The sequence below is a fragment of the Methylophaga sp. genome (assembly GCF_048266885.1).
GTDB lineage: Bacteria > Pseudomonadota > Gammaproteobacteria > Nitrosococcales > Methylophagaceae > Methylophaga.
The window spans coordinates 1-13440 of the sequence record NZ_JBLWYR010000040.1; the positions used below are offsets into that span (position 1 = coordinate 1).

Genomic DNA, 13440 nt, shown 5'->3' on the forward strand with positions numbered 1-13440 from the left:
GACAACGATAAAACTTTTTCTTCAGGCAGTACTTGCCTTGTTGGTGCATGTTCAACATTCTCTCTCCGATCTTATTTTATTGTTCTATTAGCTATGCCAATCGAAAATCGGAAAGTGACAATTTTTTTTGAAATTATTTTTGAATTTTTTTGAAAAGCTAGATATTTGGCCGGTTTAAGCTGGTTTAAGCATGACCAAATATGGGGTGAAACTTTCAATACGAATCGAAAGTGTTTTAGCGATACTGAGTAATGCAGCATCCACATCGGTTATTGGAAATGCACCGGAAATTTCTAAATCAGCAATCGCGGGATCACAACGCACAACACCACGGCGGTAGCGTGATAGTTCGTCGATGACTTTTGCCAGCGGCATGTTATCGACGATGATAAAACCTTTGGTCCAGGCATCGGCTGCTGACATATCAAATAACATTTTTTGCTGGAACAGCATTGAGGTGAATTTCACTTCTTCACCGGCATTAACCACGACTTTATCGCCAAGACCATCAATTGGTCTCACTTCCACGGCATCTTCAAATACATTAACGCAGCTGCGATTGTTATAAATGCGGGTACTAAACCGGGTGCCTAACGCCGTGACGGTGCCATGCAGGGTCTGAACGATAAAAGGACGGTAAAGCGGATTAGTTTCTTGTGCCGTTTCAACATAGACTTCACCTTGCAGCAGTCTGACGCTTCTGACTTGTTCGTCAAAGTGAATCGACACTTTGGTATCGGTATTTAAAACCAGTCGGGAGCCATCATCCAATCTGAATTTTTGCACCTCACCTTTTGCTGTGGAGTAGTCCGCCATAAAGTGATACCAAGGTTTTTCTTTATAAGTCAGCCAGCCAGCGGAACTGACGGCTAACAATAGACCCAGGTTTTTAACAAACTGCCTTCTTCCATTTAATGAAGGTGTGGCCACATACCTTCTATTCAGTACGGCCATGCTGGTTTTTGTATTGAGGCCCATAAAGCAGTTGGTGACTTCTTCGACTTGTTGCCAGGCAAGCTTGTTGGCCGGATCGGCGTTAAGCCACTCTTTCCAGACTTGGCGGTCTTGTTCTGTAGCGCTGCCGGAGGTTAACTGAACATACCAGTTCGTCGCGTCGTGCAAAGCTTTGGTATTTGTATTTGCCATATATAACTGTGCAAGCCGTTTATGAAGACATGTTAATGCAATGTAATAACGCCTTAGCGATGTACTGACGCACTGAGCTCACAGAGACTGATAACCGTTCAGCGATTTGAGCATGTGAGAGTCCTTCAAGCTGAAACCACAAGAAGGCATTGCGAATTTTGCTTGGCAAACCATCCAGCATCTCATCGATCCGGGTCAGCGTTTCAATCATGATATTGATTGACTCGGGAGATGGAGCTTCGGCTTGTGATAAGTGTGAGATTTCTTCCAGGTAAGCCGCTTCAATGTCACGGCGTCGAACATGATTCACCATTAGGCCATGGGCTATAGTGGTGAGATAGGCTCTTGGCTCTTTGATATCGGCGAGGTCGTCTTTTTGCAGGATACGGGAAAAGGTGTCTTGCATCAGATCGGCAGCATCAAAACTACAGCCCAGCTTTTTGCATAGCCATCCCATCAGCCAGCTGTTGTGATTTTGATAAAGCTCCGTAATCAGCGAATCCCTGCTTGGGCTGGGCTTATTTACGGTGCAGACAGCTACGTCTTGATATATTGCTAAGTTACTCAATCAACCTCTCCCAGTAAGCATATTGAGCGAATATCCAATGAATTCACCTGCATGCAGTGGTTTTAAGTTGATCTAGTGTCGGACCACTTTCATGTAGACAAACGCCGTGATGAACATCACAGAATTGACGCCAATTTACTACGATGTCGGGTCGATAAATATAGGAAATAATCCTAAAGTTATAAGGGAAGTTTTATAAATTGCTTTTTCCTATATATCCTCTAGGTTTTCTGAGTTTGGGTAGCTGGTTAATTTTAAAACTGACTCTTTTTAGTCTAGATTTTGCTTGATAGGTTTGGGGAATTTAGTGATTCACGCTACGTTCAGACCTACGTTTTTTACTAAGATTTACCGTTCACTTAACTTAATGTCATACATCCGTTTATCGGCAGCATTCAATAATTCATCAGCAGATGTAGCATCATCTGGACAAGCAGCCATACCAATACTGGCCGTAACCGACAAGCTAACACCGTTACAAATAATTGGTTGTTTGATTGATTCGACAATCGAATTGATAACCCGTTGAGCTTGGCTGGGTGAGGTTTCTGGCAATAAGACGGCAAATTCGTCGCCACCTAATCTTGCCACGGTATCGGTTTGTCGCAGAATCTTGCTGAGCTGGCCAGCAGTATGCTTGAGTATTTCATCCCCAGCATGGTGACCGTAATTATCATTAATCACTTTAAACCCATTCAAATCAATAAACAGGATAGTAAATGCACGTTTATTACGCCGATAGTCCTGTACTAACTTATTGAGAAACTCAAAGAACATTAGTCGATTAGGTAGTCCTGTCAAACCATCATGGTATGCCTGCCATTCCAACTTAACCTCAGCCTGTCTCCGACCGGTAATATCGATAATAAACGCCAAAACATGTTGCTCATCAAGTGCCGTGAGCCGCTCTAGGAAATAATATTCTTTGCCATCTACTATCAACGGGTATTCAAGTGTTGCTGGTTCTCCGGTAATTACTGTTTCAGCCATCAACGCGAGTTTCTTTTCAACCAGTTCGGCATCGAGCAGCTCACTGATATTCATTCCATTTAATTTAGCGGTATCAACCAACAGTGGAAAACTGTCTTCTACTTCATGATCAATTATTTTGCCGTCCACTCTCATGGTGAGCAGCAAGTCGGGCATTGCATCAATGATGGCTTTATTGCGTTGATTGAGCACCGCCAATAGTTGCCTGGATTCAATCTGTTTGAGCAGTTGATGACCTAAAAAGACGAGTAGCAAAGTAAACACAACCAGTATGACAAAATTTCTCATCATCATCTGTTGTTCATATTGTCTTATTGATAGCTCAGCTGACGCACGATTCTCAGCAATGATGGAGAACATTCCCCACTTGTCGAGAAACTGAAACTCACACTGCGCGTTGTTCATTAGTTGAACGCGATATATGCCCAGCTCAGCAGAAGCCATATATCTGTGGTCTTTGCATAAGCTGTATATCTCATTTTTCTGCAGCCCTTCATCCAAACTGGAGGACCAAATGAGTTTGCCAGACTGATCGGTCAACACAGCAGAAATATTTTTGTTCTTTGTGATATTTCCAAGCTGGGTTGTCAGATCGTCACTTTTTAAGGTTGCCACCACCACACCGATAAACTGATCTTCAGCATCACGAATCGGATAACTCATCGCAATATATAAAGCGCTTTCTTGAATAATCGATTGTCTTGGTGAAGAAATGAAAAACTTCGTCTGCCCAGTATGGGTGTGCTCGGTAAAATAATCATGTACCGAAATCGGCGGTTGATAACCTTCCTTGGTTGCGAAGGTAATGTTGCCTTCATCGTCAGCGATGTAGATTTGCCAGATTGTATGGTTTAGCGCTTTTAGTTTTTTAGCGTACTCCGCTACCTGCTCAGGAGCATCGATACTCATACCAGCCAGCTGCAGAAGGTTTGCTCCAACAAAAGAAAATTCTTTATCAATTAACTCGGCTTGCAACACGGATAACATGCTCACCCGTTGGCTAATTTGCTCATTGAGTGGTTTTTGGTAACCCGAGACTTGTTGCTGGTAAAAAAAACGCAAACTCATCGCACCAATAAACCATACCAATAGCAGAATAAACACGACTAAAGTGCGATTTAGTAAGATTTGGTTGATGTAGTTTGTCATACCATAAGAATATCTCTTTGATGAATAAAGCACACTAAAAATGCTTTGTAATTCGGATAGTTGTGCACAGTTTTTAAAAATTCTTTGCTGGCATTCAAATTAAAATTTAATTGCTTCAAGGATGTTGAGTTTGAATAAAAGTAAGCTTTTACCAGAAAGCTATTAGTTGAATTCGAAGAACTAAAATACACAACGGACGAATAGTGAATTTTAGGACAACGTAGTACGAAAAAAAGGCTTATTAAACCTGTAGTGTTAATAAGCCTTTGGCATTATTTGCTTTCAAAAAACCTTTGAGATTAGAGCATTGACTCAATTGCATCAGTCAGTTTTTTATCACTTGGCTTCACTTTGCTTGGAAATGCGGCGACGACTTTACCGTCTTTATTAATCAGATATTTACTGAAATTCCAACCTGGCTGTTCACTCTGACGATTGATTTCTTGAAAGACGGGGTTGGCTTTTTGCCCAGTTACAAAGCTTGGGGCGATCATAGTAAATGTCACACCAAAATTTTCCCGGCAAACCCGCTCGGCTTCCGCTTCGTCTTTGGCTTCTTGATTAAAGTCATTACTGGCAAAGCCAACCACCATCAAACCACTCTCCTGATATTTCTGATGTAAAGCCTCCAAACCTTCAAACTGTTTGGTATAGCCACAGTGACTGGCTGTGTTGACCACCAGTAGTGGTTTGCCATTGGCAACTTTACAAAGGTTCACTGTTTCATTGGAGTGGAGTTTAGGAAGTTCGTAGTTGAGAAACTCAGGGCAGGATTCTTCTGCTTGAGCCGAAAAAGAAAGCATTAAACTTGAAATCAGTAGCAATAGAATACGCATCGTAAAATCCTTTCAATAACGATAAATCGGTTAACTGGCGCTCATTAAGTTGTTATTAATGCAGACCAACTTGGTGAGCAAAAGTTGATGCGTGAATCAATTAATCACGTTGAAACGGCAAATCAGATAGCAGAAGCCAAATATTTATCATCTAACCTTGGCACGGCATTCAGTAAATTACGGGTATGTTCATTCTGAGGCGATTTCATGATTTGCTGCGTATTACCTGATTCGACTAATTGCGCTTTGTGCATCACCACCATACGATCAGCCAGATAATCCACCACGCCCATGTTATGGGTGATAAACAACATGCCAATGCCCTCTTCATCTACCAGCTGTCTTAGCAACCTCAAGATACCGGCCTGCACTGATACATCCAGCGCTGAGGTAATTTCATCGCACAAGATAAAGCGTGGTTCCAGCACTAACGCTCTGGCTATCGCCAGACGTTGACGTTGGCCGCCGGAGAATTCATGAGGATAACGCCATAAGCTATCGGTTGGCATTTCAACTCTGTCCAAAAATCGAGCTGCAATTTGGGTTCGTTCAGCATCACTACTGCCAATACCATGTACCCGCATTGGTTCAATCAAGGTGGTATGAATTGGCAGCCTTGGATTTAAACTTGAACCCGGATCTTGAAACACCACTTGCATACGTCTTCTGAGTGGACGCATTGCTTTGGCTGATAACTGAGTTATATCCTGACCTTCGAGAAAAATACTACCTGACGTTACTTCTTGTAACCTTAACAACGCTCGGCCCAAAGTGGTTTTGCCACAACCTGACTCGCCCACCAGGGCGACCACCTCTCCCGCATTAACCTGTAAAGATACTTTATCAACCGCATGAAAATGATCGACGACTCGGCGCATTAAACCTCGGCGAACGGGAAAGTACACTGACACATCTTTGACTTCTAATAACACCTTATCTGTTTTCGCTGGTCTTTCAGGTCTTGGCAGACGTTCCGGTAAGGCTGCGATCAAGCTTTGTGTGTATTCATGTTGTGGGTTACGTAATACATCAGCCGTATTGCCACTCTCAACGATTACGCCTTTACGCATAACGCCAACGACATCAGCAATTTGGGCGACGACGCCAAAATCATGGGTAATAAACAACATGCCCATGCCGTATTTAGTCTGTAATTCACGCATCAACTTGAGAATTTCAGCTTGCACGGTCACATCAAGCGCAGTAGTCGGCTCATCAGCAATCAGTAACGCCGGTTCACAAATCAACGCCATGGCAATCATGACACGCTGGCGTTGCCCGCCTGATAAACGATGCGGAAATTCACGAATCCGGCTTTCAGGTTCTGGAATACGAACCTCTTCCAACACCGCTAAAATTCGTTGTTTGCGTGCTTGTTCATCTAATTGCGGCCGATGAATTTGTAATACTTCATCTAATTGTTCACCAATGGTTTGCACCGGGTTTAGGGAGGTCATTGGCTCTTGGAAAATCATGGCGATTCGACTGCCACGAACAGAGCGCAGTGTTACTTCATCTGCATGCAGCATTTCGACCTCAGCCGATTTGCCTTGTGGATCTGATAAACGAATTTGACCTGCAGGATGACGGTAATGACCGTGGGGTAATAAGCCCATAATGGATAACGCCGTCACCGATTTGCCACTGCCCGATTCACCAACCAGACAGTAGGTTTGTCCAGTTTCGACTGTAAGGCTAATGTCATTAACTGCACGTAGCCAGTTTTCGCCTTCACCCAGTTCAGTGACCAGATGTTCGACTTCTAGTAACTTCATGACTGCATGCCTCGGCTGGTATGCGGATCAACTGCATCACGCAGTGATTCACCTAATAAGTTGTAGGCAAACACCGTCATAAAAATTGCACCACCGGGAAACACTGCCAGCCACCAGTTAAATGTTGAAGACTGCACAGCTTGATTGAGTAACTGCCCCCAAGAAGGATCATCTACTAAACCAAGGCCCAGAAAGCTCAAAGTCGCTTCAGCCAAAATCGCTGATGCCACACCAAAACTAGTAGCAACTAATAGCGGTGCCAATCCATTGGGCAACATATGGCGGAATAAAATGGAGCGTAACGGTAAACCACTGGCAACTGCTGCTTGAACAAAATCTTGTTGGCGAAGTTTAAGAAATTCTGCCCGTACATATCGTGCATACCCCGACCAAGCGGTAATGCCGATAATGACCATCATCATATAAATAGAACGACCAAAAAATGCGACGAACGAAAGCAGTAGGAATAAGGTTGGAATAGCTTCAAAGATCTCCACCAAACGCATACCGATAATATCGACAATGCCAGAAAAATAGCCCATCAAACCGCCGATAATGGTGCCAATAACCAAGGCAATGCCAGTAGCAATAAAGCCTATTCCAAGCGCGATACGTGATGCATGGATCATTCGCGACGCCACATCGGCCCCATTTTCATCGGTGCCCATCAAATGGGTTCGGTTTTGTGCTGATAAAGGTGATTCAATTCCTGTATCGGCAAAATCACGCAGATAATCTTTGGCGGAGTATGGAATCGGTGCCCGGATAATCTTTTCGACTTCACCGGCAGTTTCCATTTCACGGTAATGCTCATACACCACCAGCAACGGAGGTGAAACGGTGGAATACGCAATAAAAGACACCACCGCAATACTGGCTAGCCACAACAGAATCTTTTTCCAGGCAACCAGAGATAAGGCAGAAATAACCAAGGTAATAAAAAATCCGCTAAGCCAAATCCAGTCCAGTGGAGCCATATGTTGCAGTAATGGGCTGGAAGCCTGTCCATCTACCACCATATAAAGTGGATGACTACTTGCCAGAAACGGCGAAAAAGTGGCAATCAGCACTAATAGTCCAATCCAAGCCAAACCAATTTTGGCGCTAGTTCGCTTCAATAACGAAGACACCACCTGCTGTGTCCATGATTTGGATGGTTGCTTGACTGGAATGTCGACAACTTGCTCAGTCATAACTAACCCTCGGATCAACAATCGCATAGGCAATATCAGCCAGTAAATAGCCGACTAATGTCAGCAGGCCGGAAATCAATGTCACGGATAACACCAGTTCCCGATCACGAGTCTGGACTGCTTCAACAGCTAGTTTGCCCATGCCATCAATACTGAAAATACTTTCTACAATCACCGAGCCCGCCAGCAAACTGGGTAATAACGTTGCTGATACGGTAATTAACGGTAATAGCGAGTTACGAAATACATGGCGCCATAATACGGTTTCTTCATCGACACCTTTGGCTCTGGCGGTGCGAGCATAATCCGCAGCCAAGTTTTCTAGCAAAGATGAACGGGTCAATTTGGCGAGGAAGGCCAAACCACCGTAAGAAAGTGCGATGACTGGTAATACCAAATGCCACAGCCGATCCAACAGATAACCACCTTGCAAGATTTCAACGCCGAGCAATCTAGCGACCGCTAAGCCAATTCCGACTGCAAAAGTACCGGTGACAACGACTCTGAGCGCAACATTACTTAGGCCAGCTAACAACCTAAACAGCATAGCCATCGATGGAATCAACAATAGATGTAATAAACCAAATCCATCGCCATGGAGATTAACCGCCATGGCATAACCTAAAACGGCTCCTACTACCAATCCCGCGTACTGACGTGTTTTTAATGAAAAGCTCACCGCGGCACTGATTAAGGCTACCGTTATCAATGCCACACAAATAACTGTAATAAACACGTCACCGAAACTGCTAAACAACGGCAAAAATGTTTGATCAGCCGTTTCCCGTCGCATTAAACCGCCGGTGGGAAACCAGCGCCAGTATTGTTCCGAGGCGAAAAAGCCGATAAACAATACACCCGCCAACATGCTGGGCACTGACCATAATCCCAGCAGGAAAATATTGGAGGTGACATCAAATCGACCACCGCGCTGACGAGCCGCCTGCACACCAATACCAATAGCCAATGCATAAATCAGCGGTATTGAAATAAGATTCAATAACAAGGTAATCGGTAGCCGTTCAGCGATCATATCGGTGACCGGTCTGCCATAACGAAAGCTTGTACCAAGATCGGGTCCTTTCCATAACGAAAATTCGCCAAACGTACCGTCTGGTAAGCGTTCAAAACCAATGGGTGAAATATTATTTAACCAGCGAACATATTGCACCGGTGCCGGTTTATCCAGTCCATAAAGTTTATTGTAGTAATCTTCGAGTGCTTGACGACTTTGAGGCTCAAGCTCCATGCCATCGACCAGCGACTGAGCACTGATACCACCAGGAGCTGCGGCCATAACGGTAAACACCACAATGGTGATCCCGAGCAGCGTCGGGATCATCAACAAGATGCGTCGTAACAGATAATTCAGCATGACAAACTAACGGCTATGCTGCAGGTCGGTCGGCACATAAATTTCGACCGGAACACTCATCAGATTTAAACCTAGACCTGTTTTTTCCAGATTGTTTATGCGTCGATCAATAAACGCCATGGTGTTACGACGGAACAGGAAGGTATACGGCTGATCATCTACAAGAATTTTCTCTGCCTGATGCCATAGCTCCATGCGTTTTTGTTCATCTACTTCGCCTCGAGCGCTGTCGATGATGGCATCGAGTTCTGGATTACGATAATTTATAAAGTTATCGCCGCCTTCAACGGTTTGGCTGGAATGGAACATTTGATAAATATCGATTTCAATACCCGAAGTCCAAGCCAAGGTAATGGCATCAAAGTTTTTCTGTTGAATGTTTTCCACCATCACTGACCATTCGGTAGGATTTGGTTTCATGATAATGCCAGAACGGGCATACAGATCCCGTAAGAACAACACCATGCGGCGGGTATCATCACTGTCCTGAAAGTAGGTCAGCGAGAATTCAAAATTGTCACCGGCCGGAGTTTCCAAAATGCCATCATTATTGCTGTCCTGAAAACCGGCTTCTAATAATAATTCACGGGCCTTTTCGATGCTGTAACCAATGGCCTCATTCGCTTTATCATGCTGTGCCGATCCCGGCATAAAAGGGCTGGCGGCTGGTTGACCATAGCCTAAGAAAATCTCTTCCAACACCCGATCTACATCGGTCAGCATAGACATCGCCATTCTTACTCGTGTATCAGCAAACAGTGTTTTTTCACCGCCACGTTCTTGATTCCAGGCAATAAAGCTATAACCCGCTGTCGGACTCATATATTCAAAGTTCTGGCTACGTTCGGTAATGTCTTTATCATCTAACAATGTTTGATATTCACGTGGACGCGCACTGTAAACATCAATATCGCCGTTTCTAAACGTCGTCAGTCGAGCACTGTCATTTTCAATAATGCGCCAGACAATTCGATCAAATGACGCACTCACTGGGCCCCAATAACGCGGATTACGCACCAGCTCAACTACGCCTTTATCAGGAGACCAACCTTCTGGATTACTTAATCGAAACGGCCCAGACCCAAGTAATAAGCCACGGCTTTCGTTAAAGGTTTGCGGATCATCTAAATATTGTCCATAAAAATGTTCCGGTAAGATTTCCAGGCTGCCAGCCAATTGCAGACTATTGAAATAAGGTTCTTTAAACACAAATTCCACGTGGTAATCATCTAACGCCGTCACCCTCTCCATACGCGAAAGGTAAGCACGACTCCGTGGCGCAGCAATAGCTTCAGTCATGATGAAGTTAAAGGTAAATTCAACGTCTTTGGCGGTTAATGGTTCGCCATCAGAAAAGGTAATGTCGCGGCGTAATGCAAAGGTAATGGTTAAACCATCTGATGAAGTTGACCAGTCTTCTGCAAGTAAGCCATTCCATTCCAACGTATCGGGATCGCGCACGAGTAATGATTCAAGTACATATTGTTGTACTTCTGCTGAGTAAGCATCTGCTGAAACTAATGGCGTTAAGGTGCGGATATTGCTGGCAAAAGCCATCATCAGCCAATCGCCTTGAGCATAGTCTTCCTGCTCAGTAGCCCGGCGAGCGCGTTCAAATGCGTCAGTTTCTTTTACGTCTGATTGAGATGCTGAAGCGGTGTTGGTGTTACTACTAAAGTCCGTGGTGCGCAGGGTTTGTTCAAGATTACGTAACAAGCCTCGTGTCGAACGAATATCTTTAGCCTGTTCTTCCATGATGCGGGTCATTTCGTTCATCTTGGTCCATTGTCGGTCTATCTGCACCATCAACAACAGGAACATCACCACGAACAAACTCAATGCCAACCAAAACCAAAGCTTACTGATCCCCACGATTCCATTTTTCATGCTTTATTTGCCTATATCTCTGTAGATGTACATTATTTTTATTTGTTTGTTCAGCCTGACAGTTTGTGCAGCTGCTGTCAGTAGATTTCTACTTAAAATTTAGCTTCACGACATGACAGTTGCAAATGTAAGTTGGTTCTTATCATGGCTAAAAATGTTATAGAGGAATTTACTCACCGCGTTGCCCCAGACAAAATTGAATTTCCGCCAGGTTTTTTTCAACACTTTGCGTGCCAGCCTCTATCGCTTCAGCTGCCCGATAAAATTCTAGCAAACCGATATTCGATAAACGTGGCTGTAACAACACGTCCGGTGGGTCACCTGCCATACGGCTGCGGGTAATTCTATCCTGAGTAATATTTACCGATGCGGCAATGGCAGCAAACATATCCGGTACGTCTTCTTTGGGTGTTTTATCGTCCGTGAAAAGATTACCCGTGTAATTGGTAATAAACTCGCCGATTCGATTACCCAGCAGACTGCTACTTTGATCACTTTTAGTAACAGGTGGGTTCTGATGCAGATGCTTTCCTAAAATATCGCCATTTAGGTTTACCGCAATCACAATGTCAGCACCAAGTGCGCGACAGACTGACACTGGTATTGGATTAACTAATCCACCATCAATCAACCAGCGGCCATGGTGCTTAATGGCTGGAAATAAGCCTGGCAATGAAATTGAAGACCAGACAGCTTCAAGCAATTTGCCCTCCGTATTCCAAACTTCCTGACCTGAATGAAGATGGGTCGCTACGCTGGCATAGCGCGCCGGAAGATCTTCAATTAACGAGGCTTCATCAGCCACATACTGCCTTAAAAATTGATGTAACTTATCTTTGTTCACCACGCCGTTAAATGGAAAACCGATAGTAAAAAAACGTGCCGTCTCCAGCTTGGTCAACTTTAACAACCGTTGTTGCAGTTCCGGCAATTTATTACTGAGATATGCGGCACCGACTAATGCGCCTATCGACGTCCCAACCACCACATCGGGCTTGATTCCTGCTTTTTCGAGGGCATTTATCACCCCAATATGTGTCCAGCCTCTTGCCGCTCCACTGCCCAGTGCCAAGCCAATTTTCAATGAATTTTTCATTTAAATGTCACTTTATTGGGCGAAGGTATCATCGTTAACCTGATGAAAAAATTAAAGATATAAAATAACTAACCGCTATCTTTGTAGAGTCGCGCAAAGTTAGGTCAAGATGATGGATATTTCACGAATTTATCATAACAACTTTTTAATTACCTATAGTACTAATCCAGTTAACCCTGGACAGCCGAGTGCGGAAAAAACCAAGTCAACTATTCAGGATGATAGACGGCAGCGTCGTGAGCGTCGTAAACGCAAACAAAAAACATTGATTGAAAGACGGGTTTCTTCTGAACGGCGGGGTCCATCATTTGATGCCAAGGCATAAACCCATCTGCTGCTTCAAATCTTTTTAAGCGTTTTTCGGTCAAACAAACCCCATCTGCCGGTTTTTACTGCGCCGCGGCGAATACCGTTCACCGGTGCGATATAAAACAAATCCCCATTTTGCCCTAAAAGCTGTTGTCTCACGCCGCTGGCTTTAGCAATTTTGGCATTGGCTTTCATGTGCATTAATTCGCCATGAACCGGAATCGCACATTGTGGTTGCACCCATTGATACATTGTTTTTAATTCTTCACTAGCAGGGTGTCCTGAGGCGTGAATCGGCAACGCGCTATTATCAATATCAATGACATCGATTTGCATGGCTTTAAGACGTTCTATTAACGTGGCAATCGCCAATTCATTACCAGGAATCACTTTAGAACTGAAAATTACTGTATCGCCTGGTGATAATTGCAAATCACGAAAACTATTCTGACTCAAACGGTTTAACGCTGTTCGAGGCTCGCCCTGACTACCCGTCGCTACTAATAAAACGGTGTGTGCAGGCAAATACCCCAGGTGCGCTGAATCAACTGATGTTTTCACACTGGTCCATAAACCAACATTTTTGGCGGCTGAGACGGTGTTAATTAATGAGCGTCCGAGTAAACCTAAGTGTCGACCAGTTTCTTCAGCAATTCTGGCCAACGTATGCAAACGGGCGATATTACTGCCAAAACAGGCGACCACTACTCTTCCCTTGGCCTGTTCAACATGAAATTTAAGCCCTTTATACAGATTGGCTTCTGATTCGGACCAGCCCTGCACATTCGCATTGGTTGAATCACAGACCATCGCATCAACTTGATATTCAGCGAGCTTTTGAAATGCGCTGGCATCGTATGCTTGACCCACGACGGGGCCTTTATCTAGTTTCCAGTCTGCGGTATGAAATACTTTCCCTGCAGGCGTTGAAATCAATAAGGCATAAGGCTCTGGAATCGAATGAGTGAGTTTTAACCACTCCACATGAAATACACCGATCTGCCTTTTGGCATCGGCATCTCCATCAACGATAATAACCGGCACTTTGTCAGCAATACCTTGCTCGACCAGTTTGCGACGGAGCATTTCTGCAGTAAAAGCAGTGGTATAGACAGG

11 protein-coding genes are annotated in these 13440 nt (G+C 44.2%); 1 reads left to right on the plus strand and 10 read right to left on the minus strand.

Annotated features, from left to right (window positions below; genetic code table 11):
- Positions 1–174: 174 nt before the first annotated feature.
- The 9 genes from ACN0V2_RS13385 to ACN0V2_RS13425 form a co-directional block, all read right to left on the minus strand.
- A complete protein-coding gene (locus tag ACN0V2_RS13385; RefSeq protein ID WP_417551308.1) occupies positions 175–1146 on the minus strand; it encodes a FecR domain-containing protein in 972 nt (323 codons plus the stop codon).
- 19 nt (positions 1147–1165) lie between these two features.
- Positions 1166–1714 (minus strand): sigma-70 family RNA polymerase sigma factor, encoded by a 549-nt coding sequence (locus ACN0V2_RS13390; RefSeq protein WP_417551309.1) that lies wholly within the window; start codon positions 1712–1714, stop codon positions 1166–1168.
- Positions 1715–2062: 348 nt separating this feature from the next.
- The gene (locus ACN0V2_RS13395) at positions 2063–3853 is read right to left on the minus strand and encodes a diguanylate cyclase domain-containing protein (RefSeq protein ID WP_417551310.1); all 1791 of its coding nucleotides are present in this window, start codon (positions 3851–3853) and stop codon (positions 2063–2065) included.
- Between the two features lie 299 nt (positions 3854–4152).
- A complete protein-coding gene (locus tag ACN0V2_RS13400) occupies positions 4153–4689 on the minus strand; it encodes a glutathione peroxidase (protein WP_417551311.1) in 537 nt (178 codons plus the stop codon).
- A 122-nt stretch (positions 4690–4811) separates the two neighbouring features.
- On the minus strand, positions 4812–6464 hold the full coding sequence (locus ACN0V2_RS13405) for an ABC transporter ATP-binding protein (RefSeq protein WP_417551312.1): 1653 nt from the start codon (positions 6462–6464) through the stop codon (positions 4812–4814).
- The gene (locus tag ACN0V2_RS13410) at positions 6461–7657 is read right to left on the minus strand and encodes an ABC transporter permease (protein WP_417551313.1); all 1197 of its coding nucleotides are present in this window, start codon (positions 7655–7657) and stop codon (positions 6461–6463) included. The genes ACN0V2_RS13405 and ACN0V2_RS13410 overlap by 4 nt, the downstream gene beginning before the upstream one ends.
- Entirely contained in the window at positions 7650–9032 is a 1383-nt protein-coding gene (locus tag ACN0V2_RS13415) for an ABC transporter permease (RefSeq protein WP_417551314.1), read from the minus strand. Before ACN0V2_RS13415 ends, ACN0V2_RS13410 begins: the two co-directional genes overlap by 8 nt.
- Before the next feature lie 6 nt (positions 9033–9038).
- Entirely contained in the window at positions 9039–10919 is a 1881-nt protein-coding gene (locus tag ACN0V2_RS13420; RefSeq protein WP_417551315.1) for a peptide-binding protein, read from the minus strand.
- Positions 10920–11088: 169 nt separating this feature from the next.
- Positions 11089–12015 (minus strand): patatin-like phospholipase family protein, encoded by a 927-nt coding sequence (locus ACN0V2_RS13425; RefSeq protein ID WP_417551316.1) that lies wholly within the window; start codon positions 12013–12015, stop codon positions 11089–11091.
- Positions 12016–12124: 109 nt separating this feature from the next.
- On the opposite strand from ACN0V2_RS13425, the gene ACN0V2_RS13430 reads away from it, so the two are divergent.
- Entirely contained in the window at positions 12125–12340 is a 216-nt protein-coding gene (locus ACN0V2_RS13430) for a hypothetical protein (RefSeq protein WP_417551317.1), read from the plus strand.
- Between the two features lie 14 nt (positions 12341–12354).
- On the opposite strand, the gene ACN0V2_RS13435 is transcribed toward ACN0V2_RS13430, so the two are convergent.
- Positions 12355–13440: ribonuclease J (locus ACN0V2_RS13435; protein WP_417551318.1), on the minus strand; the 1086-nt coding region annotated here is incomplete at its 5' end.

What these genes read in the sequence shown, in the direction of transcription:
- ACN0V2_RS13395 (WP_417551310.1), bottom strand. Translation starts at nt 3,853, where the DNA reads ATGACAAACTACATCAACCAAATCTTACTAAATCGCACTTTAGTCGTG.
- ACN0V2_RS13430 (WP_417551317.1), top strand. Translation starts at nt 12,125, where the DNA reads ATGATGGATATTTCACGAATTTATCATAACAACTTTTTAATTACCTAT.
- ACN0V2_RS13425 (WP_417551316.1), bottom strand. Translation starts at nt 12,015, where the DNA reads ATGAAAAATTCATTGAAAATTGGCTTGGCACTGGGCAGTGGAGCGGCA.
- ACN0V2_RS13405 (WP_417551312.1), bottom strand. Translation starts at nt 6,464, where the DNA reads ATGAAGTTACTAGAAGTCGAACATCTGGTCACTGAACTGGGTGAAGGC.
- ACN0V2_RS13385 (WP_417551308.1), bottom strand. Translation starts at nt 1,146, where the DNA reads ATGGCAAATACAAATACCAAAGCTTTGCACGACGCGACGAACTGGTAT.
- ACN0V2_RS13410 (WP_417551313.1), bottom strand. Translation starts at nt 7,657, where the DNA reads ATGACTGAGCAAGTTGTCGACATTCCAGTCAAGCAACCATCCAAATCA.
- ACN0V2_RS13420 (WP_417551315.1), bottom strand. Translation starts at nt 10,919, where the DNA reads ATGAAAAATGGAATCGTGGGGATCAGTAAGCTTTGGTTTTGGTTGGCA.
- ACN0V2_RS13400 (WP_417551311.1), bottom strand. Translation starts at nt 4,689, where the DNA reads ATGCGTATTCTATTGCTACTGATTTCAAGTTTAATGCTTTCTTTTTCG.
- ACN0V2_RS13415 (WP_417551314.1), bottom strand. Translation starts at nt 9,032, where the DNA reads ATGCTGAATTATCTGTTACGACGCATCTTGTTGATGATCCCGACGCTG.